Source organism: Micromonospora sp. NPDC049523, from assembly GCF_040676775.1.
Taxonomy (GTDB): Bacteria; Actinomycetota; Actinomycetes; order Mycobacteriales; family Micromonosporaceae; genus Micromonospora_G.
This window is the reverse complement of record NZ_JBFAPP010000016.1, coordinates 129,084-151,274: the sequence shown is the minus strand read 5'-3', so window position 1 is coordinate 151,274 and position 22,191 is coordinate 129,084. Positions and strand designations below refer to the sequence as shown.

The following is a 22,191-nucleotide window of genomic DNA, read 5'->3' as shown; positions in this document are numbered from 1 at the left end:
AGCACCGAGCGTCGGCTGATCGACAGGGAGATCCGTCATGACCGCGTCCGCAGCGCACCAGCCCGTCACTCCGGAGCCCGCGTCGGCAGCGCACAAGTCGCGCACTCCGGAGCCCACGCCCGCCGCCGGTGGCCCGACGGATCCGGCCACGCCACCACCGCCGACCGGGCCGGCGCAGCCGTCGGCGGCACCGGCCGGACTCGCCTGGCAGGCGCCCCGCCAACCACCGACGGTGCCGGACAGCGCCGCCGTACCGGCCCCGCTGGAGGGGATCCCGGCGAGCCAGCCGGGGCAGCCCCGGGCGGAATGGGGCTGGCGCGGTCGGGCGAACCGGTTCAGCGGCGGGACCCTGAACCTGATCGCGACCAAGGACGAGTTGGTGCACCGGGCCGCCCGCCGCCGGTTGCTCCGCCCGTTCAGCCGGACCATGTCGATCGTGGTGGCCAACCCGAAGGGTGGGGCGGCGAAGACGCCGACCGCGCTGCTCGCCGCCGCGACCCTCGGCTTCCACCGCGGCGGTTACACGCTGGCCTGGGACAACAACGAAACCCGAGGCACCCTCGGCATGCGGGCCGAGTCGGCCACGCACGAACAGACCGTGATCAACCTGCTGCACAACATCGACGAGTTCCTCGCCACCACGGCGAGCGTCGGGCGGCTGTCGGCGTACCTGCGACCGCAGAGCGCCCGGTTCGACGTACTCGCCTCGGACGACGCCGCCGGCAGCATGGAGATCATCGACGACGAGGCGTTCACCAAGCTGTGGACCGCGCTGTGCCGGTTCTACCGCCTGATCGTGGTCGACACCGGGAACAACATCCGCTCGGCGAACTGGCAGTCGGCGACCGCCGTCGCGGACTGCCTGGTCGTGCCGACCACGGTGCAGCGTGACGTCGCCGACAGTGGACTGTGGATGCTGGACCACCTGATCCGGACCGGCCGGGCCGACCTGGCCGAGAACGCCGTCGCCGTCGTCTCCTGTGCCGACCCCAAACCCGACACCGAGCTGCTCGACGAGATCGTGGAGCGCTACCGCAAGGTGGTCCGGGACGTCGTCGTCATCCCGTACGACCGGCTGATCCGGTCCGGCGGGCGGATCGAGTTCGATGCGCTCGCCATCCCCACCCGCCGGGCCTGGCTGATGGCGTGCAGCTCGATCGTCGACTCACTCGCCATCCGCGACCAGAGCTGAGGGCCGACCGGCGGCGGTAGCGGCTCGGCGTACCGCCTCGACCGCCCGCCGGAGTCCCTCACGGGCCCGCCGGTCCGCGGCCTCGCCCTCCGGGGTGGCCGGTCCGCCGGCCGGTTCACCCGCCTCCAGCTCGCGCAGCAGCACGAACGCGGGCCCCGGGCGGTCGAGGTGGTCGAGACCGACCACCTGGAAGCGGGTGCCGGCCGGAAAGAGTACGCACTCACGCCCGGCCGGCGTCACGCCGGCCGTGTTCCGCCCGGCCGTCGACCAGACCACGGGCACCGCCCGACCCGGCTCCCACCGGTACGGGGACACCGCCGCGGCCAGCACGTCGGTGGTGTGCAGCACCTCGCCCGCGACGGGTTCCGGCACCGCCCAGGACGCGAAGACCGGCCCCGGCTGTACGGGCAGCCGCAGCAGCCCGCTGTGCAGGCACGAGGCCACCTCCCGGCGTACCGCATCGGGCTGGCCCTCGGCGGCGGTGTCGGTGTCGGCGTAGCCGGCGGTGTCGAACAGCTCGTCACCGTCGACGAACGCGACCACCGTGGCCAGGTCGGTCAGTACGGCGTCGCCGTCCCGGCCGTCCGCCTGCCCCCTCGGCGAACGCGTCACGATCTCGGCGTAGCCCGGATAGCGGTCGCCGAGCAGTTCGCGCAGCACCTGCCGCTCCGACGGATCGCTGTGCCGGCCGGGCACCGGCAACGGATCCGCGGTCTGCGACACCACCAGGCGTCCCGGCCGCAAACCCGGCCGACGCGGCTCCTGGGCGACCACCGGCAGCGATACCACCGGCACGTCCGCCAACGTCACCTCTGCTGCCGGCACCTGCACCGCCGGTACCTCTGTCGACGGTGGCACCTCCTGATCCGGCGACGGATCGCCGGCCGTCGAGGATGCCTCCTGCTCCGCGCCCGAGTTGGTTTCCGGTGCGGGCAGTTCGACCAGGTGTCCCGGTCCGACCACCGCCAGCAGCGGCCCGAAGCGGGCGGTCAACGCCGTCCAGGCCGGTGCGCCGGTGTCCGGCGGGCTGGTCACCACCAGTCGCAGCGCACCGGTGACGGTCGCCGGCAGCGCCCCCACCACCGTGTCGATGGCCGACCGTGCCTGCGTCGGCGCCGCCACCACGGCGGCACCGAGCACCAGCAACGGGTGGTTGGCGTCGATCGGCAGGCGCCGGACCAGGTCCTGCTCCGGATCCGGTGCGGCGCTACGCAGCCAGAGTCCGCTGCGGACCACCTCGATCGCCCAGCGTTCGTCGATCCGCTGGATTCCACCGGTGCCGGGCACGTCCGGCAGCGGCCGGCGCCACTCGGTCACCTGTGGCGTGGCTCCGGCGCGGTACACGAGCCGCTGCGCGAAGGGCCGCCAACCCGGCTCGCCGCTCGCGTCGAGCGTGGTGCGGACGGTGGCGCCGTCGGAGTCCGTGTCGGCCACCCCGCTCATCACCTCCACGGTGCCGCCGGTACGCGCCGCCAGCCACTCCCCGACCGTGTCGGCGGTCGCGCTCTCCGCGCCGTACGGCACCAGGACCAGCCGGCGGCGCAGCGGCCGGGGCAGCGACTCCAGCAGGTCGTAGACCGGCTCGGGCGCAAGGGCGGGCGTGCCGGGGCGGCCGATCACCACGGTCGGCTGCTCGGCGTCCACGTACACCGACAGCAGCGCCGCGGTCAGCTCCGCCTCGGACTGCTCCGCGTGGTGCACCCACAGTCCGGCGGGAATGGCGGTGACCCGCAGTCCGGCCGGCACCGCCCGCAGGGTCGGCGGCAGCAGCCGCTGCCAGTCGGGTGCCGGATGCCGGGCGCCTTCGCGCTGGGCCGGTTCACCGGGCCGGAAGCACCACCAGGTCCCGTCGACCACGAACAGCATGCCGGTACGGAGCAGCATCACCGGACCGGTCGGCGCGAGCACCTCGATCCGCAGTTGGTCCGCGATGACCTGGGCGACCCCTGGCTGACCCGCGTCGGAGAGCACCAGCCGGATCGACTCGCAGCGCACCGGAAGGTGCCGGGAGAGCAGCTCGACCAGGGCGGCCAGTTCCACCGGTGGGTCGGCCGCCACGATGACCGTGTGCCGGTCGGCCTCCCGAGGCAGCCGGGTGGGAAGGAGCTCGGGTGGCAGCGCGTCGCCTCGGACGATGACGATGGTCCGGTCGTACCCGTGAACCCGCGGATGGTCGATCGGGATGGTCATGGCGCCATCTTGACCCACCCGGTGCGGACGGGTGTGGGTGGGGCGTCAGTCGTCGACCTCGCTGCGCGGCACCATCTCCGGTGACCAGCGCAGGTCGTATCTCGGTGCGGCGACACCCTGGGCGAACGCGGTAGCCGACGCCCGTGAGCTGACGATCCGCCAGTCCAGTTCCTTGTCCACTTCGAACCAGATGACGCCGATGATGTCCCTGTGTTTCGGCAACAGCCGGAACGTCTCCTTGATCCATTCGACCTTGCGGCCGTTGTCGTCTGCGGCCGCCGTCTCGGTGATGACCAGCGGCCGATCGCTGAAGGTACGCAACTCCTCGATGGTCTCCCCGAAGATCTCGTCGAAGTTCCGGTAGTCCGAGAAGTAGCCGGTGCCGTAGTAGCCCGACAGTCCCAGCCAGTCCACGTAGTCGTCGCCCGGATAGAGCGACTTGAGCGGGGGTGTCGAGTCGTCCCACTGCACGTTCGGACTCCACACCCAGGTCACGTTGGTGGCCCCGGCCGTACGGAAGACGTCGTGTACGTGCCGCCAGGCCTTGACGTAGTCGCCCGCCCGGTTGCCGTTGGCCGCCTCCGACCACGGGTACCAGTCGCCGTTCATCTCGTGTCCGAACCGGATCGCGACCGGGTAGCCGAGGGACTTGATCCCCTCGGCCCAGGAGCGCACGTAGTCGTCGAGGTCCCCGGACGCTATCCGGGCCAACCGGTACGTCGGCTGGTCGGACCGGAGCTCGTCGATCTCCCGCAGCCGCAGGCCCTGCTTGCGCGCCTTCTCGTCGATCCGGTAGTCCCACGGCTCCCAGGCCAGCATCGGCATCATGCCGCGGTCGCTGACCCGGTCGAACAGCGACCGGTCGAACCTGCCGGACGCCCAGTCCGCGCTGAAGAGCATCACCTGCGGCTGGCGTTTGGCCGCCTTGGTGAACGCGTCCACCGCCTCGAAGTTGTACGCGCCCTCGTGCGTCATGACGCCGATGAACGCCTTACCGGCGGGCGGGAACAGTTCCGGTTCCCTCGGCGACGCAGAGGGCAGGGCGCTCGGCTGCGTCGTCGCCGCCACGTCCGCGCCGACCTCCCCACCCCACCGGTCCGCGGTCCGCGGCGCGACCGCGAAGGCGTACGTCAACAAAAGTACGGCAACCAGCGCGACCAGTACGCGCGGTAGCGTCAGCCTCAGCATCGCCTGCTCCTCAACCGTTCCGCGGCGTGTGCGCCGGCCGGGCGAAACCGCCCGCGTCCAACCGTCCGTGACCGCCCGTGGCCCCTCGGCCGTACCCGCCCGGATCGAGGCGGTCGTGCACGCCCGCGTCGATACGTACGGCGGCCGGCGGCGACCACTCGTTGCGGCCGTGCCCGTCGACGTAGTAGACCGCCCACCCGGCGGTGTCGCCGTTCCCGGCCGCGTCCCGACCGGTGCCGCCGGTCGTCTCGGCCCGCCGCTCGACGCGGGCGACCAGGCCCGTCACGATCGCGATCGCGGGCGGGGCCAGGCTCGCGATCAGGGTGAGCGCCGGCCACACCCGCAGCAGCGGGTAACTGTGGTCCAGGACGAAACTCACCACGAGCATGGCGGCGGCGAAGCCGGCCCAGGCGAAGTGCAGCCGGAAGGTGCCGAGCGACTCGGTGGTACGCAGCTTTCCCTTGGCGGTCACCACGAAGGCGAGCCGGCGGCGCAGCACCGCGGCGAGTCCCGCCGCCACGTAGATCGGGCCCACGAACAGGGCCAGTGCCATGCCGACGACGCCGATCTCCTCGCGTTCGTGCCGGGCGATGTTGTAGCGGCGCAGCCAGAGCCAGAGCATGAACCACGTGACGATGGTCGAGCCCCACAGCACCGCCCAGACCCGGGTGTCGAGTTGGACCGTGCTCACTCCGGTGAGCATGTAGAGCGCGGTGGCCAGGTTGCCCAGCAGCAGGCTGACGGCCACGCTCGGGTAGTAGAACTGGAGCAGCCGGTACTGCCAGCGCCGTCGGGAGCCGAGGTCACGCGGGGCGCGCAGGTCGGGGCGGACCAGGATCTCCCAGATGCCGGCCGCCCACCGCTTCTGCTGGTTCATGTAGTCCGCCCAGGACGTGGGACCCTCCCCGATCGCCACCACATCCGGGGTGTAGACGCCCTTCCACCGGTTTCCGGTCGCCGGGTTGGCCGCGGCGTGGATCCGGATGCTGGTCAGGTGGTCCTCGATGATCGAGTCCTGGTAGCCGCCGATGGTCCGCCAGGCCGAGGGCCGGTAGAGGTGACCGGTGCCGGTGAGCAGTGGCGCGTCCAGCCCGTTGCCGCCGCGTGCGATCAGCCCGTTGTAGAGGTACTGCTGGACCGAGGCGCCGTGCGCGACCCAGTTCTGGTGCATGTTGCCGTAGACCTGTGGCGTCACCACGAACGCGACGTCCGGGTCACGGAAGTAGCCGAGCGTGCGTTCGAGGAAGCCGGGCAGCGGCACGTGGTCGGGGTCGACGTTCGCGACCACGTCGTAGTGGTGCTCGTACTCGGCCCGCCAGGCGTTGTGGTTGCCGGACTTGGTCCGGGCCCGGAACTCGCCGCCGGGCTGGTTGTACTCCGGTCGGCCCTTGCGGCTGAAGTGACGTACGCCGAGCCGCGCGGCCATCTCCTTCACGGCCGGGTCGTCTCCCTCGTCGAGGATCCAGACGTCGACCGGTCCGCAGTACACGAGCTGTCGCATCCGGCGCAGCGTCCGCTCGGCGACCTCGATCGGTTCCTTGCTGGGCACGATGGTGGTGAGCAGGGCGACGCGCAGGCCGATCGGCGGGTCGACCGGAACCGGGTCCTTGGCGTTGTAGGCGAAGACCCAGACCGACACGTTCTGCGCGATGCGGATCAGTTCGACGGCGACGACCACGCAGAAGCCGATCCGGGCCAGCGTCGTCTGCCAGGCGCCGAGCCCGGACGCACCCGCTCCGGGTACGTGTCCGGGCAGCAGCAGCCAGCCGACGAAGAGCAGTCCGGCGGCGGCGTTGACGAACACCAGGATGGTCAGGACCAGCCTCGACGCGGGCGAGGCGACGTGGCGGAACTCGACCGGCGAATCCGCCGCCCGAGGCGGGACGAGCGGGCCGGCGGTGGCCCCGCAGCCCGCGTACGCGACCCTGGCGCTGATGTTGCGCTGCCGGCGACCGGGACGGCGGTGCGCCGGCTCGGGCCGGGAGCCGCCGGGGCGCTCGGACGTCGGTGAGGTGGCGGGTTGGGACGGGCGTGTCTGGCCGGCGACGCTCACAATTCCCCCAAGAACCTGAACTCTGCTCGCGACAAACCCTGCTAGACCAGATCCTAAGCGGGTGGTGCTGACAAACACGGCGATCCCTACTAGTCACCCGAAAGCCTGGTGGTAGCCCCAATTCACCCCGAATTGCCGTCCCACCTGGAGCCCCGAAGGACCATGCCGACCCTCAGACCGCGGTCCGCTCGTCGACCAGCAGGGCCAGGGTGAATCCGGTCAGCCGCCACACCTGCGCCACCTCGTACCGGGCACGCAGCACGTACTCCTTGCGGTCGCCGAGGTCGTGGATCGGGTCGGTCAGCGCACCGACCCGCACCACCCACAGCCGGTGAGTGTCACCGAGGCACCGTGCGACGTCGACGCACTCGCTGGTCGGCAGTTGGCCGTCGACGCGTACCGAGCCGGTGGCGAGCACGTCGACCGGCTGCCAGTCGTCCGACAGGTAACGCGCGAGTACGCCCCGACCGTCCCAGCCCCCGTCGCCACCGGCCGAGCGGTAGACGACACCGTCACCAGCACGCATGCCGGAGTCGACGATCGCGGCGAGTTGGCGGGTGGCCTGCCGGTGGCCGTCGGGCGCGCGGAACGCGGCCTGCACCGGCAGGCCGATCAACCCGAACGCGACCAGGGCCGCCAGGCCCAACTGGACGGGTGCCCGGCCGAGGGCGGCGGCGCCGAGCGTGGCCCAGGCCGGGAGCGTGAAGATCAGGCTCTGCGGCAACCCCACCGGCGTCACCTGCGCGACGAGCAGCAGGACGAGCAGCGGCACCACCGCCCACGCGGTGTAGATGGCCGCGGAGTACCGCAGCGGGAGGCTGAACAGCGCCAACACGAGCAGCACCAGGCCGATGGCGGTGGCACCGAACAGCTCTCTCGGGGTGGCGGTGAACAACTGTCCACCGGTATCGGGGAACCGGCTGATCCGGGTCGCGTACCGGGAGCCGAGCCAGAGCAGCCCGACCGCCGGCAGCACACCGGCGGCCGCCGCGGCCAGCCACCGGTACGCCAGCTTCCGGCCGAAGGCGAGCACCGCCCATCCGTGCCCGGCGAGCAGCACCAGCGCGACGACGTGGGACAGCCCGAGCAACACCACCGCGACCGCGTACGCCGCGAACCTCCAGTGCTTCGGCCGGTTGATCGCGAGCACCAGGAACAGCGTGGCGAGTACGGCGGCGAGCAGGGCGAACGCGTACGGCCGTGCCTCCTGCGCGTACCTGGTCGAGGTCGGCAGCAGCGCGAAGATCACCCCGGCGAACAGTCCGATCCTCGGGGTGAACAGCCGCGCGCCCAGCACCCCGACGAGGGCCGCGGCGACGGTCATGGCCAGCATCGAGGGTGCCCGCAGAGCCAGGTCGGAGGTGCCGACGTACTCCACCCACAGCCGCATGAACAGGTGGTACGGGGTGCCGGCGACGTCGACCCAGCGCTGCGGGGACAGGTTCTCCCGCCAGGTCGAGGTGGCCATGCCCCAGGTCGCGAGTTCGTCCTGCCAGAGTCCGGGCGCGGCGACTCCCCGCGCGCTCAGCCCGCCCATCAGCAGTCCCGGCACCAGCCATGGCGCTACCCGCGCCCCGAGCCTGTGCACGACGGTACGGCCGAGCCCGCCGCGGCCGGTGCGGCGTGCCTGCCCGTCCCGGTCCTCGCCCCACGGATCCTCGGCCGCGACGTCCGCCGCGAGCCGGGGCATGACTACGGTTTCCGCATCCTTCATCGTGCCTCACGCTTCCCTACGGATCGGGCGGTCAAGGCCACGGCGAGGCCGCCGGCAAGCGGTGCCGGGACAGGCTTCCGAGGTTGTCGTACCGGGCGCACCACCCACACCCGGCGGGCCGGGTCGGGCACTGGCTGTCACCTGGATGGTAGTGAGGCGGGTACCCGGAAAGGCCGCGAATTCGGGGGAAGCAGGGCCGTACAACCCGATACCGGTGCGCTTTCGCACGAACGGGTGATGCCTGGCGGGCCCGGCCCCGAGGGTCCGGTCAGCACCGGAGCGCGCCGCCAGCGGTCGAGCGGGCACCGGTGTCCGGCGCCGGCACAGCATCGCGACCGGGACAAAAATTCTTGCCCGAACGGGTTGGCACTCACCGGGGGAGAGTGCTAAAAAATTAACTGTCGCACCTGACGGGTGCGGTGATCGACCACCGCACTGAGGCAGGGCGACCTCGGAATCCGAGCGCCACACGCCCACCGGATCCGCCGGTGGGCAGTCTCGAGGAGGTGGTTGGCGTGGTGCTGACTTTCGATCCTTTCCGCGACTTCGACCGGTTGGCCGGCCAGGTGCTGGGTGCCGGCGGCGGCAGCAGCGCGACCATGGCGATGCCGATGGACCTGTACCGATCCGGTGACCACTTCGTGCTGCACTGCGACCTCGCCGGCATCGACCCCGGATCGGTCGACGTGAACGTCGACGGCCGGGTCCTGACCATCCGGGCCGAGCGCAGCGCCCGTACCGACGCCGACGTCCAGTGGGTACGGCGCGAGCGGGCCACCGGCACGTTCGAGCGGCGGCTGACCCTGGGCGACGGGCTCGACCTCGACCGGGTCAGCGCGACCTGGCAGGACGGCGTGCTGACCCTGACGATCCCGGTCGCCGAGCAGGCCAAGCCCCGGCGGATCCCGATCGGTACGGCCGGCGGCCCAGCACTGAACAGCTCCGCCACCGACGCGGTTGCCGTGGACCGGTCCTGACCGAGCGGACGAAGGGCGCCGTGCCGCGACGGCACGACACCCGTGGGTCTCGCGGGCGGTTCGCCCGCGAGACCCCACCCGTTCGGGATGCCCAGCCGACCACCTTGACCGGCACGCTGTCAGTCGTCGGGATTCGGTCCGGGTTTCTCACCGCCGCCACCCCGCCCACCAGGGCGGGTACTGGCCAGCCAGATCCCGAAGATCATCGCGAGTACGGCGGGCACCTCGATGAGCAACCGCAACCCGCTGATCGACAGCGTCTCGTGGAAGGCGGTCACACCGATCACCACGCTGGCAACCGGGTCGACCAGGGTGATCGCGGTCAGCGGTGCGGCGAGCGGGCCGTTCTGGAACGCGTTCTGGTTCAGCATCACCCCACCCAGACCGACCAGGACCAGGGCGTAGAGATGCCAGTCGGTGAGCGCCGAGAACGGGTCGGCGAAGACCCGTCCGGTGAACGCCTTCAGCAGGACCGCCACCCCGGAGTAGAAGATCCCGGTGGCGACCCCGAGCAGGGTGCCGCGCAGCGCGCTGGTGGCACGGTGGGCGAGCGCGAGACAGATCACCACCACCGCGCCGCTGGCGAGCCCCACCCCCACCCACGCCATCACCGACGGCTCGGGCACACCGGGCCGCGGGCGCGCGACGATGAGGAAGGCGCCGAGCCCGATCACGCACGCGGTGACGGCTATGACGTCGCGGGGGTGCGGGCGCCTGCGGTCCAGCGCCGCCTCCAGCGGGATCGCCAGGAACATCCCGCTGATCAGCAACGGCTGGACCAGGGTCAGCGGACCGTACCGGAGCGCGACCGCCTGGAGCAGGGTGCCGGTGATGTCGGGCAGCTTGCCCAGCAGCCAGGTGGGTCGGCGCAACAGCCGCATGAACAGCCGGGGATCGAAGGTATGGTGCGGCGGTTCCCGTCGGGCGGCGCGTTGCTGTAGGGCGGCTCCCAGGGCGAAGCAGGCGGCGGCGCAGAGGGCCAGCAGGATCGCGAGGGGCGTCACGGATCGTCCCGCTCGCGACGAGGCACCCCTGATCCCGTACGCACACAAATGACGCTACGTGATCGACGGCGCCTCGGGTGCCGAGTTCCGTGGCGCGGGTGGAACGATCCGGGGGATCACGAGGGGTTCGGCCCGCGCGGCGGCGGCCGAGCCCCTCGTGATCTCGCAGGTCGCCGGTCAGGAGGCGAGCGCGCCCGCCGCCCGACCCTCGTGCAGGGTGAGGTTGCGACCGTCGGCCGGGTCGAACAGGTGGATCTTCTCCAGGTTGAACCAGATCCGGCGGCTCTCGCCCTCGGCCACCGTCGACTCCGCCGACAGCCGGGTCACCAGGTCGGCGCCCGCGCCGCCCAGGCCCTCCGCGCCCGCGTCGGCGGCGAGTTCCTCCAACTCGGCCGCGGTGGCCCGCTCCCCCTCGACGCTGAGGTAGACGTACTTGTCCGAGCCCATCGACTCGACGATGTCGACCGGCGCCTCGAACTCCGCACCCCGCGACCGGGTGTCGTCATCGACCAGGGCCGCGTCCTCGAAGTGTTCGGGTCGGATACCGAGGATCAGGTTCCGTGGCGCGTCGGCCGCCTCCAGCTCACGCCGGAGACGGTCGCCCAGCGGCAGTTCGCCGACGGCCGTACGCAGCCGCCCGTCGGCCACCTCGGCGTGCAGGAAGTTCATCGACGGCGAGCCGATGAAGCCGGCGACGAACAGGTTCACCGGGTGGTCGTAGAGCTCCTGTGGTGGACCGACCTGCTGCACGGCCCCGGCCCGCATGATCACTACCCGGTCACCGAGCGTCATCGCCTCGGTCTGGTCGTGGGTGACGTAGACGGTTGTCGTACCGAGCTGCTTCTGCAACCGGGACACCACCGTACGCATCTGCACCCGCAGTTTCGCGTCCAGGTTGGACAGCGGCTCGTCCATCAGGAACGCCTTCGGACTGCGCACGATGGCCCGGCCCATGGCGACCCGCTGGCGCTGTCCGCCGGAGAGGTTCGCCGGCTTGCGGTCCAGCAGCGCGGTCAGTTCCAACACCCGGGCCGCGTCGTCGACCTTCCGTTCGATGGTCGCCTTGTCCAGCTTCGCCAGCCGGAGCGGAAACGCCATGTTCTCCCGGACCGTCATGTTCGGGTAGAGGGCGTACGACTGGAACACCATCGCGATGTCCCGGTCCCGGGGTGCCTTGTCGTTGACCCGCTGGCCACCGATCCGCAGTTCGCCGCCGCTGATGTCCTCCAGCCCGGCGATCATGTTCAGGGTGGTCGACTTGCCGCAGCCCGACGGGCCGACCAGGATCACGAACTCGCCGTCGGCGATCTCCAGGTCGACGTCGTGGACCGCCACAGTCCCGTCCGGGAATTTCTTGCTCACCTTGTCCAGCACGATGTCAGCCACTGCAATTCACCCCTTGACTGCGCCGGAGGTCAGACCGGACACGATGCGACGCTGGAAGAACAGCACGAACAAAATGATCGGAATGGTGATCACGACCGCGGCCGCGCAGATCGCCCCGGTCGGGTCCTCGAACTGCGACTCACCCGTGAAGAACGACAACGCGACCGGCACCGTACGGGACCGCTCGGTGGAGGTGAGCGAGATCGCGAACAGGAAGTCGTTCCAGCAGAAGATGAAGACCAGGATCGCGGTGGTGAACACCCCGGGCGCGGCCAGTGGTGCGATCACCCGCCGGAACGCCTGTCCCTGGGTCGCGCCGTCCATCTTGGCCGCCTTCTCCAGGTCCCACGGAATCTGCTTGAAGAACGCCGAGAGGGTGTAGATGGCCAGCGGCAGCGCGAACGTGATGTACGGCAGGATCAGGCCCGGCCAGGTGTCGAACAGTCCCAGCGACCGCTCGATCTCGAACAGCGGCGATACCAGCGACACCTGCGGAAACATCGCGATCAGCAGGGAGACCCCGACGAGCAGCTTCTTGCCGGGGAAGTCGAGCCGGGCGACCGCGTACGCGGCCATCGTGCCGAGCACCACGGCGATCGCCGTCGCGATCAACGCGATCCCGATCGAGTTCGCCAGCGCCCGGACGAACTGGTCGGTGGCGAAGATGGTCCGGTAGTTGTCCAGCGTCCATTCACGGGGAATGAAATTGCCGTCGGTGAGCGTACCGGTGGTCTTGAACGACAGCGAGGCGATCCAGAGCACCGGGACCAGCGCGAAGACCACCACGACCAGGTCCAGCAGTCCCCACCGCCATTTCGCCGCGACGGTCGTGTCGGCGGCCGCCATCAGCGCCTCCCCTCGTCGGTGCTGCCCGGGGCAGCGGTGCCGAACAGTTTCACGAAGACGAACGCGATGATCGCCACGGTCAGGAAGATGAGCACCGACATGGTCGAACCGATGCCGAGGTTCAACCCTCTGATCAGGTTGTTGTAGGCCAGCATGCTGACGGACGAGGTCTCGTTCGATCCGGCGGTCAGCACGAAGATGTTGTCGAAGACGCGGAACGCGTCCAGGGTCCGGAACAGCAGGGCGACCAGGATCGCCGGTTTCATCACCGGCAGCATCACCTTGGTGAAGCGCTGCCAGCCGGTGGCGCCGTCCATCGACGCCGCCTTGAGCAGGTCCTCGGGCACCAGGGCCAGCCCCGCCATCAGCAACAGCGCCATGAACGGGGTCGTCTTCCAGATCTCGGCCAGCATGATGATCCCGAGCGCGCTCGCCCGCTCGGTCAACGGCGCACCCTCGCCGAACAGGGTGGCCAGGTAACCCGTGCCCGGCGTCCAGGCGTACCGCCAGGAGAAGGCCGCGACGACGGTGACGATTCCGTACGGGATCAGGGCCGCGGTGCGGACCAGCCCGCGGCCGACGATGGTCCGGTGCATGACGATGGCCAGTCCCATCCCGAGCACCAGCTCGACCGCGACCGTCACCACCGTGATCAGCATCGTCACGCCGAAGGCCGTCCACCAGTACTCGTTGGTCAGCACGGTGGCGTAGTTGGCGAGCCCGACGAACTCCCGCTGGTCCGGGAACTTGAGGTCGAAGCGTTGCAGCGACAACCAGACCGAATAGAGGATCGGGTACGCGGTGACCGCGAGCATCACGAACGCCGCCGGGGCGCAGAGCAGCCAGGCGAGCCGGCGTTCGGCCCGCTTGCCCTCGCTCAGTGGCGCCCGCCCGCCGCGCTGTGCCGGGATCCGGCCCGGCGAACCACCCCGTTGTGCCTTCCCGGAACCGGTCCGGTCCGGGGCGGTGTCGGTGTCGGTGTCGGGTCGGCTCACGGCAGTACCCCCTTGGACTCCAGCGCGTCCTGTGCCGCGTCCCGCAACCGGTCGGCGGTCTGCTCGGGTCGGATGCCGCTCGGTGGGGAGAGCGTCGCCGACAGCACCGTGGAGATGTTCTGGTAGGCGGGGCTGCGCGGTCGGGTCGCCGCGTCCCTCAGCTCCTCGAGGATGGTGTCGCGCATCGGGTACGCCTGCGCCATCTCCGGGTCGGCGTAGACACTCTCGATCGTGGGCGGTACGCCGTCGTTGATCGCGGAGAACTTCTGGTGCTCGGCGCTGCGCAGGCAGCTCGCCGCCGCGAAGGACTCGGCCGGGTGGCGCGAGTAGCGGCTGACCGCGAGGTTCACCCCGCCGATGGTCACCCGGCTCGGGGTCTGCGGGTCCACGCCGGGGATGCGCGCCCACTTGACCTTCTTGGCCAGCTCCGGGTCGGCCTCCTGCATGGCCGGGTAGACGAACGGCCAGTTGATCTGGAAGGCCCCGCCGCCGGACTGGAACTCCAGCCGGGCCTGGTCCTCGATCGTGTTCGAGAACGACGGGGTGGTGATGCCCGCGGTGGCGAACCGACGCAGCACCTCCAGTGCCCGGACCGCGCCGCCGTCGAAGACGGCCTTGGTCCCCTCCTCGTTGAGGATCTGTCCTCCGGCGCTGGCGACCAGGGTGTTGTAGAGGACCACCAGGCCCTCGTACTGCGCGCCCATGGTGATCACCCGGTACGGCCCGCCACGCGACTTGAGCTGCTGCGCCGTCTCGATCATCTCGTCCCAGGTACGAGGCGGCTGGTCGACCAGGTCGGATCGGTACCACAGCAGTTGCACGTTCGTGTTCTTCGGCGCGGCGAACAGCTTGTCCTCGTACCGGGCGGTCTCCAGCGGCTTGGCCAGGGTGCCCCGCTCCGCCTCGGCCCGCTGTTCACCGGTCCACTCCCGCAGCCAGCCGGCGCTGGCGAACTCCTGGGTCCAGGTCACGTCCAGCCCGAGTACGTCCATACCGGTGTCCTCGGCGGCCAACCGGCGGACCAGTTGCACCCGCTGGTCGTCGGCCGCCCGAGGCAGGATCCGGTACGCGATCCGGTACCGCCCGCCGGCCTGCGCGTTGCAGTCGTCGACCACCTTCTGCAGGTTCTGCTCCGGCGGGTAGTAGAGGTTGACGGTGGGCACGCCGCCGTCCCCGCCGGTGTCGGAACCGCAGGCCGCCAACGGGGCCAGCAGGGCCAGCCCGAGGGCCGCCGCTCCGAGCCGGAACCGTCCGGGTCGGGCCCGGTCTGGGTCACTCATGCCAGCACCCCGTACCGGCCCGAGCGGTCGTCGTACCACTGTGAACGCTCATCGCGCGCCTCCTTCCATGACGGCCGGGACACCATCCGCGCCCGGCGCACGGCGAAACGACACCGCCCCCGGCCGATGTCGCTGACGGGCCGGGTCGATGGGCTGTCGCGCGATCTCACTGCCCCCGGGGCAACTCCACGAAACATGCTGGTCATCCAGCCGACACGGTCGACCTTCGGACATCGATCGACGCCGTCGCCTCCGACGGGGTGCGCGCTGTCCGGGATCGTGACTTGTCCTCGTCTGCCATGCTCGGGAGGTGACGACCGGCGACCCGACCAGACGCCGCCTCTCCGGCCGCACCGCCCGTGTGGTCCTCGTGCTCACCGCCGTCGCGGCCATCCTCGCCGTCGCCCTGGTCGTCGTGCCGATGCTGCGGCCGGCAGGGCCCCGCCCGCTGTTCCAACTCCCCGTCGCCTGCGGCGAGACCTGGCAGCTCGGCACCTATCCCGGCCATGACGACTACGACGTCGACCTGTTCCCGACCGAGGGCGAGGCGTGGGGGCAACCGGTGCTCGCCTCGTACGCCGGCACGATCACCGAGGCCGGGATCAACGGCTCCCTCGGCGGGCGTACGCCCGACAACCCGGACGGCCCGCGCGGACGTGGCGGCGGTTACTGGGTGAAGATCGACCACGGTGGCAAGTGGGAGACGCAGTACCTCCACCTGCTCGAACCGCCGTCGGTGGAGGTCGGCCAGCGGGTGGCGCAGGGCGATCGGATCGGGCGGGTCGGCAGCACGGGCAACTCCGGCGCACCGCACCTGCACTACGAGCAGCGCCGGGGCTGGGAGAAGGTCGAGACCCATTTCGACGGTACGCCGTCCGGCATCACCAGCGACGACGCCGAATACACGGTCAGGCGTACGAGCAACAACTGCGGCTGACGCTGGCCCACTCCCGACGATCGTTCGGCCGTAGCGCCGCAGAGGGTGCGGTTTGCGGTTGACCGTCACTACGCTGTCGGAGAGACACAGGCCGATTCGTGGAGGGTCGATGACGCGCACGGTGACGACACTGGTCCGGGTGGCGGTCGCCGCCGTCACCGTGGTCGCCTGGCAGGGCGCCGCGGCGCCGGCAAGTGCCGGTGCGGGCACCGCCGGCCACCCCGGCGAACCGGCGAAGGCGCCGACCGCGCAGGGGTACGGCGGCGCGGTGTCCACCGTCGACCCGACCGCGACGGCGGTCGGCATCGACGTCCTGCGACGCGGTGGCAACGCGGTCGACGCGGCCGTGGCCGCCGCCGCGACGCTCGGCGTGACCGAGCCGTTCTCGGCCGGCATCGGCGGTGGCGGGTTCTTCGTCTACTACGACGCGCGCACCAAGCGGGTGCACACCATCGACGGGCGGGAGTCGGCGCCCGCGTCGATGCGGGAGGACTCGTTCGTCGACCCGGCCACCGACGCGCCCTACAGCTTCCAGGAGGCCCGGGTGAGCGGGCTCTCGGTCGGCGTACCGGGGACGCTCCTGACCTGGCACGAGGCGCTGCGCAAGTGGGGCAGTCGGTCCCTGTCCACCGCGCTCGCCCCGGCCGCCGACGTCGCCGAACGCGGGTTCACCGTCGACGCGACGTTCCGCCAGCAGGTCAGCGACAACGCGGCGGCGTTCGCCCAGTTCGACGCGACCCGCAAGCTCTACCTGCCGGGCGGGCAGCCACCGGCGGTCGGTTCGACGCAGCGCAACCGCGACCTGGCCGACACCTACCGGCAGATCTCCCGGCGCGGTGTCGACGTGTTCTACGAGGGCCAGATCGGCGCGGACATCGTGGCGACCGTGCAACGCCCGCCGGTCGCCGGCACCCCGAGCGTGCCGTGGCAGTTCCCGATCCGACCGGGCGGTATGACCCGGGCCGACCTCGCCCGGTACGACGTACGGTTCCCCGCGCCGACCCGGTCCGACTACCGCGGCTACGACGTGTACGGCATGTCGACGCCGTCCAGTGGCGGTGTCGCCGTCGGCGAGGCGCTCAACATCCTGGAGCGGTTCGACCTGTCCACGATGACGGTGACCGAGGCACTGCACCACTACCTGGAGGCGAGCGCGCTCGCGTACGCCGACCGCAACCGGTACGTCGGTGACGACACGTCGCAGCGGGTGCTCGGAGAACTCCTGAGCGACCGGTACGCGGCCGAGCGGGCCTGCCGGATCGACCCCGCCCGGGCCGCGCAGAAGCCGGTCCTGCCCGGTGCCCCCGACGGCCGCTACGACGGGTGCGCGACCGCCACGACCGGTGCCGAGGGCCACCCCGGTCAGAGCACCACGAACCTGACCGTGGCCGACCGTTGGGGCAACGTGGTCGAGTACACGCTGACGATCGAACAGACCGGCGGCAACGCGATGGTGGTGCCCGGGCGCGGCTTCCTGCTCAACAACGAGCTGACCGACTTCACCTTCGCGCAGACGCCGGGTGCCGCCCCGGACCCGAACCTGCCCGCGCCGGGCAAGCGTCCGCGCAGCTCCATGTCGCCGACGATCGTGCTCGACGACGGCCGCCCGTTCCTCGCGCTCGGCAGCCCCGGTGGCGCCACGATCATCACCACCGTGCTGCAGATGCTCGTCAACCGGATCGACCTGGGCATGTCGCTGCCCGAGGCGATGGCCGCGCCACGGGCGTCGCAGCGCAACAGCGCGGCACCGCAGGCCGAACCGGCCTTCGTCACCGGGTACGGCGCGGCGCTCACCGCGTACGGGCATCCGCCGTTCACGAGCACGGCCGAACTGGGCGCCGCGACCGCCGTCGAACTGACCGGGCGGCACGGCTTCGTGGCGTCGGCGGAACCGGTACGGCGCGGTGGCGGGGCGGCGGCGGTGGTCCAGCCCGGCCGTTAGGGTGTGACTGCCAAGATCAGCCCGCCGAGTGGGGAGTCCGGATGACAGCGGTTACACAGACCCGCTTCGGTTTGGTCGGCAGCGGCTGGCGGTCGCTGTTCTTCCTGCGGCTGGCCCGGTTGCTGCCCGACCGGTTGCGGGTCACCGGTGTGGTCACCCGTACCGCACAGCGGGGCGGCGAGGTGGCGGCGGAGTGGGGCGTACCGACCTTCCGCTCCACCGCCGAACTGCTCGCGCACGAGCGGCCGGACTTCGTCATCGTGTCGGTGCCGTGGGCGGTGACCCCGGCGGCGACCCGGGAACTGGTCGCCGCCGGTGTGCCCGTACTCGCCGAGACCCCGCCCGCACCCGACCTGGACGGGCTGCGGTCGCTCTGGTCGGACGTGGGAGCGAGCGGGCTGGTCCAGGTCGCCGAGCAGTACCTGCTGATGCCGGGACACGCCGCCCGGCTCGAACTGGTCCGCGCCGGGGTGATCGGCGAGCCGACCTCCGTACAGATCTCGTCGACGCATCTCTACCATGCGGTCTCGCTCATCCGCGGCCTGCTCGGCGTCGGCTACGACGCCGCCGAGGTCAACGCGCGAGCCTTCGTCGCTCCGCTGGCCGATCCCCTGTCCCCGGACGGCTGGAGCGGCGACGACACACCCCGGCAACTGTCCACCACGCTGGCGACCATCGACTTCGGCGGCCGGATGGGGCTGTACGACTTCACCGACAACCAGTGGTGGAACCCGCTGCGGGCCCGGCGGCTGACCATCCGTGGCTCGCTCGGCGAGATCGTCGACGACCATGTCGTCCGGCTGGTCGACCCGACCACCCCGGTGGAGTCGTCGCTGGTACGCCGCCAGACCGGGGTCGACCTCAACCTGGAGGGACGCGACCTGAAGCACATCAGCTTCGATGGGCGCGTGGTCTACCGGAACCCGTTCGTCGGCAGCGGACTGTCCGACGACGATCTCGCGGTGGCCGACATCGTGGCCCGTACCGGCGCCTGGGCACGGGAGCAGGCAGCGGCGCCGTACCCGCTCGCCGAAGCCTGCCAGGACCACCTGCTCAGCCTCGCCATCGAGGAGTCGGTACGCACCGGCCGCCCGGTGGTCACCGTGAAGGAGGCATGGGCCGGATAGCCGTCCACAGCGCGCTGCCGTACCGGCGGGCACGAAAAGCGTCGTCTGGGCGTGGCCACCGCAGGAGGACCGCCGTGCCCTGAGGCTCCTGGAGACCAGGTGGTCATGGAGTCTGGGCCACGGACGGGGCGACTTCGTACGTGCCGACCAGGCGGGCAAGCTGCCGGCCAGCCGCCCACAGGGGCTCTTCGCTGCGGTTGACCTGGGCCGTCACTTCGGCGCCTTCCAGGGTGCTGATGATCGTGGTTGCCAGGTCCCGGGCGTCCTCGGCGCGTAGCCCCGAGTGCAGCAGCTTGTCGTAGACCAACCGTTCCCAGTTGCGCAGCGCGGCCGCGCACGCCCGCTGGATCTCCGAGTCGGTGCCCAGTGTCTCCAGCGCGGCCGCGGTGACCGGGCAGCCGTCGATCCAGCCGGACTCGCGCAGCGAGTCGGCGAGCTGCCGGGTGCAGGCCGCTACGGCCGCGCTCGGGTCCTGCTCGCTGTCCAGCGCTTCGCGGAGGACAGCCGCGAATTCCTGGTCGCCGTGCTTGATCGCGGCGACTCCGACGGCTTCCTTTCCGTCGGGGAAGAAGTGGTAGACCGACCCGAGCGTGGCCTGCGCCTCCTTGGCGATCTGCTTGATGCCCGTGCCGACATAGCCCTGGCGCTGGATGAGTCGCGAGGCGGCGATGACGATCCGGTCTCGGGTGCTGGTCTGGTCCATGCGCACAGTCTACTAGTTAGAACGTTCGTTTTAGAGGTGTGCTACGTTTCTGTCCGCTCCCTAAATAGAGCGTTCGTTCTAGCCGCCACGCGTCTTACGGAGGTCGTCACCGTGAACAGCAAGCAGCCCGTGACCGTCATCGGACTGGGCCCGATGGGGCAGGCGATGGTCCACGCCTTCCTGGACAAGCGCCACCGGGTCACCGTCTGGAACCGCACCGCGTCCCGCGCCGACGCCCTGGTCGAGCGCGGGGCCGTCCTCGCGGGCAGCGTCGAGGAGGCGCTGGCGGCCAACGAGCTGGTGATCCTAAGCCTCACCGACTACGACGCGATGTACGCCGTGCTGGAACCGGCGTCACACGCCCTTACCGGCCGAGTGCTGGTCAACCTCAGCTCCGACACCCCGGAGAAGACCCGCGCGGGAGCCCGGTGGGTCACCGAGCACGGCGGGATCCACCTCACCGGTGGGGTCACCGTTCCGCCAGCCGGCATCGGACACCCCGAGTCGTCCACCTTCTACAGCGGGCCTCGCGCACCCTTCGAGTCGCACCGCCCCACCCTCGAAGTTCTCAGCGGCACGGACTTCCGCGGTGAGGACCCCGGACTGGCGGCGCTGTTCTACCAGATCGGCATGGTCATGTTCTGGACGTCCATGCTCGGCTACTGGCAGGCCGTCGCCCTCGCCGCCGCCAACGGCCTCAGCGCGGCTGACGTGCTGCCGCACGCCACCGAGACCATGACGTCGATGCCGAGCTTCCTGTCCTTCTATTCGGCGCGCATCGACGCCGGCGAGCACGGCGGCGACGTCGACCGCCTGGCGATGGGCATGGCCAGCGTCGAACACGTGCTGCACACCAACGCCGACGCGGGCGTCGACACCGCCCTTCCCGCCGCCGTCGTCGACATATTCCGGCGCGGGATGGACGCCGGACACGCGACCGACAGTTTCTCCAGCCTGGTGCAACTGATGAAGAAGACGACGGCCTAGAAGCTGGGCCGCTGGCCGGCCCCTGGTTTCGGAATGAATCACGTAGGAGGTCCTTCGACCCGCCTCGGAGCGCGTTGTCCTCCCCCGTGGACGACGCGCCCCGAGGCGGGTCTGTCGGGGTTCAGCCGACCGGCGGGATGTTGTGGTTGATCCGGAAGGTGTTGGCCGGGTCGTACCGCTTCTTCAGCGCACCGAGCCGGCGGTAGGTTTCCGGATCGAACGCGTGCCGCACCTGGTCCGGGGTGGTGTCGTGGGCGAACATGAAGTTCAGGTAGCGCCGGCCGGTGGTCCACGGCGTGAGGTGGTCGACGAAGTCGCGCTGGTAGTCGACCAGTGCCCGCGCCTGCGGCGGGCCGCCGGCCGCGACGGCGAAGAACGAGTACGCGGCGTCCCGGTTGCCGACCGCGTTGGGCTGCGCGGGCGGCCGCCCCAGCGCACCGCCGAGGTGCCGCACCTCGGTCAGGACCAACGGCGAGTCGGCCTCCGGGCCGGCGAAAGCGAGGATGGTGTCGATCGTCTCCGGGGTCAGTTCCCGCAGCAGTGCCCCGCTCTCGTACAGCGGCAGCGGGTCCACCGGGTCGGCGTGTACGGACGCGATCGCGGTGTACGGCATCTCGGCCACGGTGTCGATGATCCGGGGACCGAGGTCGCGCAGCGGGGCGACCAGCCGCTCCCCCTCGGCGGCGGTGCCGAGGTAGGCGATCCGGACGTGGACGACGAGCCGGTCCCGCAGTGGCTCGGGCACGAACGGCAGCGGTGGCAGGTGCAGCAGACCGACCGAGGAGGTCATCTCCTCGGGCAGGTCCGCGGTCCACTCGGCGTACCGGTACAGCACCTCGACGGCCTGCTCGCCGGGGAAGAACAGGCCGCCGCCGTAGAGGCGGGCGACCGGGAACAGGTCGAACTCGATCGCGGTGACCACACCGAAGTTGCCCTTCGCGCCGCGCAGCGCCCAGAACAGGTCGGGTTCGGTCTCGGCGGTCACGTGCCGGATTTCACCGTCGGCGGTGACCACGTCGAGGCTGCGTACGTGGTCGGCGGCGTAGCCGTAGGCGCGGCCCATCGGGCCGAGTCCGCCGCCGAGGGTGTAGCCGATCACCGACACCGTCGGTGAGGAGCCGTTCAGCGGGGCCAGCCCGAACTTGCCGGCCTGCTCGATCACCTCGGCCCAGCGGACGCCGGCCTCCACCCGCGCCGTGCGGGCGGTGGCGTCGACGGTGAGCGCCTGCATCCGCCGGACGGTGACGAGGACCGCGCCGTCGGAGGGTACGGAGCTGCCGTGACCTGCGGCGAGGACCGCCACCGCAAGGCCGTGGTCGGTCGCGAACCGGACCGCCGCCCGTACGTCCTCGGGTCCGCTGGCGCCGACGACCACCGCCGGCCGGTGCACCACGGTCAGGTTGTAGGTGGCCAACTCACCGGCGAAGTCGTCGTCGCCGGGCAGGAGCACCGGTCCGGCGACGCGGGCGCGCAACCGGTCGACCGCGTTCGCGTCCAGCCGCACGGGCTGCGCCACGCCGGTCGGGTCCGGATCGGGAGTCGGGTGGTTGACAGGAGAAGTCGTGGAGGTCACGGGAGGTACGGCCCTTCTGAACGGTCGATACCGGCCCGACCGACGCCGGGCTGCCCACCCATTGCAGGTCAGCCGGTGTCGACATCCGGTCGACGTG

At 71.0% G+C, this 22,191-nt stretch carries 17 protein-coding genes; 6 read left to right on the top strand and 11 right to left on the bottom strand.

All coding sequences use genetic code 11. The features are described 5' to 3' along the window. Positions 1–37: 37 nt before the first annotated feature. Positions 38–1,192 (top strand): cobalamin biosynthesis protein CobQ, encoded by a 1,155-nt coding sequence (locus tag AB0J90_RS24505; protein ID WP_363599470.1) that lies wholly within the window; start codon positions 38–40, stop codon positions 1,190–1,192. Here AB0J90_RS24505 and AB0J90_RS24500 read toward each other — a convergent pair. From AB0J90_RS24500 to AB0J90_RS24485, 4 genes are all read right to left on the bottom strand, one after another. Beyond that, entirely contained in the window at positions 1,166–3,382 is a 2,217-nt protein-coding gene (locus AB0J90_RS24500) for a hypothetical protein (protein WP_363599468.1), read from the bottom strand. The two genes, AB0J90_RS24505 and AB0J90_RS24500, sit on opposite strands and share 27 nt — an antisense overlap. A gap of 45 nt (positions 3,383–3,427) precedes the next feature. Continuing rightward, the gene (locus AB0J90_RS24495) at positions 3,428–4,570 is read right to left on the bottom strand and encodes a glycosyl hydrolase (RefSeq protein ID WP_363599466.1); all 1,143 of its coding nucleotides are present in this window, start codon (positions 4,568–4,570) and stop codon (positions 3,428–3,430) included. 10 nt (positions 4,571–4,580) lie between these two features. Beyond that, positions 4,581–6,623: a glycosyltransferase family 2 protein gene (locus AB0J90_RS24490; protein ID WP_363599464.1), complete on the bottom strand. Its 2,043-nt coding sequence runs from the start codon at positions 6,621–6,623 to the stop codon at positions 4,581–4,583. A gap of 172 nt (positions 6,624–6,795) precedes the next feature. Beyond that, positions 6,796–8,337, bottom strand: a complete 1,542-nt coding sequence (locus tag AB0J90_RS24485) for a glycosyltransferase family 39 protein (RefSeq protein ID WP_363599462.1) — start codon at positions 8,335–8,337, stop codon at positions 6,796–6,798. A 515-nt stretch (positions 8,338–8,852) separates the two neighbouring features. On the opposite strand from AB0J90_RS24485, the gene AB0J90_RS24480 reads away from it, so the two are divergent. Next, entirely contained in the window at positions 8,853–9,314 is a 462-nt protein-coding gene (locus AB0J90_RS24480) for an Hsp20/alpha crystallin family protein (protein ID WP_363599460.1), read from the top strand. Positions 9,315–9,433: 119 nt separating this feature from the next. Here AB0J90_RS24480 and AB0J90_RS24475 read toward each other — a convergent pair whose 3' ends face one another. The 5 genes from AB0J90_RS24475 to AB0J90_RS24455 form a co-directional block, all read right to left on the bottom strand. Next, on the bottom strand, positions 9,434–10,318 hold the full coding sequence (locus AB0J90_RS24475) for a DMT family transporter (protein WP_363599458.1): 885 nt from the start codon (positions 10,316–10,318) through the stop codon (positions 9,434–9,436). Positions 10,319–10,495: 177 nt separating this feature from the next. Further along, entirely contained in the window at positions 10,496–11,704 is a 1,209-nt protein-coding gene (gene ugpC / locus AB0J90_RS24470) for a sn-glycerol-3-phosphate ABC transporter ATP-binding protein UgpC (protein WP_363599456.1), read from the bottom strand. Between the two features lie 6 nt (positions 11,705–11,710). Next, positions 11,711–12,550, bottom strand: coding sequence for a carbohydrate ABC transporter permease (locus tag AB0J90_RS24465; RefSeq protein WP_363599454.1), 840 nt, complete (start codon positions 12,548–12,550; stop codon positions 11,711–11,713). After that, positions 12,550–13,461 (bottom strand): sugar ABC transporter permease, encoded by a 912-nt coding sequence (locus AB0J90_RS24460; RefSeq protein ID WP_363599529.1) that lies wholly within the window; start codon positions 13,459–13,461, stop codon positions 12,550–12,552. Before AB0J90_RS24460 ends, AB0J90_RS24465 begins: the two co-directional genes overlap by 1 nt. An 80-nt stretch (positions 13,462–13,541) precedes the next feature. After that, a complete protein-coding gene (locus tag AB0J90_RS24455; protein WP_363599452.1) occupies positions 13,542–14,825 on the bottom strand; it encodes an ABC transporter substrate-binding protein in 1,284 nt (427 codons plus the stop codon). A gap of 310 nt (positions 14,826–15,135) precedes the next feature. Here AB0J90_RS24455 and AB0J90_RS24450 point away from each other — a divergent pair, with 310 nt between their 5' ends. The 3 genes from AB0J90_RS24450 (at position 15,136) to AB0J90_RS24440 (ending at position 18,831) form a co-directional block, all read left to right on the top strand. Next, complete coding sequence (locus AB0J90_RS24450; RefSeq protein WP_363599450.1) at positions 15,136–15,762, top strand: M23 family metallopeptidase; 627 nt, start codon at positions 15,136–15,138, stop codon at positions 15,760–15,762. 109 nt (positions 15,763–15,871) lie between these two features. Then, entirely contained in the window at positions 15,872–17,704 is a 1,833-nt protein-coding gene (ggt, locus tag AB0J90_RS24445; RefSeq protein WP_363599448.1) for a gamma-glutamyltransferase, read from the top strand. 41 nt (positions 17,705–17,745) lie between these two features. Continuing rightward, positions 17,746–18,831, top strand: a complete 1,086-nt coding sequence (locus AB0J90_RS24440; RefSeq protein WP_363599446.1) for a Gfo/Idh/MocA family oxidoreductase — start codon at positions 17,746–17,748, stop codon at positions 18,829–18,831. Between the two features lie 103 nt (positions 18,832–18,934). Here the strand turns inward: AB0J90_RS24440 and AB0J90_RS24435 are convergent, their stop codons facing one another. Beyond that, a complete protein-coding gene (locus AB0J90_RS24435; protein ID WP_363599444.1) occupies positions 18,935–19,534 on the bottom strand; it encodes a TetR/AcrR family transcriptional regulator in 600 nt (199 codons plus the stop codon). A 111-nt stretch (positions 19,535–19,645) separates the two neighbouring features. Here AB0J90_RS24435 and AB0J90_RS24430 point away from each other — a divergent pair, with 111 nt between their 5' ends. Next, on the top strand, positions 19,646–20,521 hold the full coding sequence (locus AB0J90_RS24430) for an NAD(P)-binding domain-containing protein (RefSeq protein WP_363599442.1): 876 nt from the start codon (positions 19,646–19,648) through the stop codon (positions 20,519–20,521). A 121-nt stretch (positions 20,522–20,642) separates the two neighbouring features. Here the strand turns inward: AB0J90_RS24430 and AB0J90_RS24425 are convergent, their stop codons facing one another. Continuing rightward, positions 20,643–22,037, bottom strand: a complete 1,395-nt coding sequence (locus tag AB0J90_RS24425) for an FAD-binding oxidoreductase (RefSeq protein ID WP_363599440.1) — start codon at positions 22,035–22,037, stop codon at positions 20,643–20,645. Between the last annotated feature and the right edge of the window lie 154 nt (positions 22,038–22,191).

Bases quoted from the DNA above. Each gene is read 5' to 3' on its own strand.
- AB0J90_RS24505 (WP_363599470.1), top strand. From the start codon at position 38: ATGACCGCGTCCGCAGCGCACCAGCCCGTCACTCCGGAGCCCGCGTCG.
- AB0J90_RS24500 (WP_363599468.1), bottom strand. From the start codon at position 3,382: ATGACCATCCCGATCGACCATCCGCGGGTTCACGGGTACGACCGGACC.
- AB0J90_RS24495 (WP_363599466.1), bottom strand. From the start codon at position 4,570: ATGCTGAGGCTGACGCTACCGCGCGTACTGGTCGCGCTGGTTGCCGTA.
- AB0J90_RS24485 (WP_363599462.1), bottom strand. From the start codon at position 8,337: ATGAAGGATGCGGAAACCGTAGTCATGCCCCGGCTCGCGGCGGACGTC.
- AB0J90_RS24465 (WP_363599454.1), bottom strand. From the start codon at position 12,550: ATGGCGGCCGCCGACACGACCGTCGCGGCGAAATGGCGGTGGGGACTG.
- AB0J90_RS24455 (WP_363599452.1), bottom strand. From the start codon at position 14,825: ATGAGTGACCCAGACCGGGCCCGACCCGGACGGTTCCGGCTCGGAGCG.
- ggt (WP_363599448.1), top strand. From the start codon at position 15,872: ATGACGCGCACGGTGACGACACTGGTCCGGGTGGCGGTCGCCGCCGTC.
- AB0J90_RS24440 (WP_363599446.1), top strand. From the start codon at position 17,746: ATGACAGCGGTTACACAGACCCGCTTCGGTTTGGTCGGCAGCGGCTGG.
- AB0J90_RS24435 (WP_363599444.1), bottom strand. From the start codon at position 19,534: ATGGACCAGACCAGCACCCGAGACCGGATCGTCATCGCCGCCTCGCGA.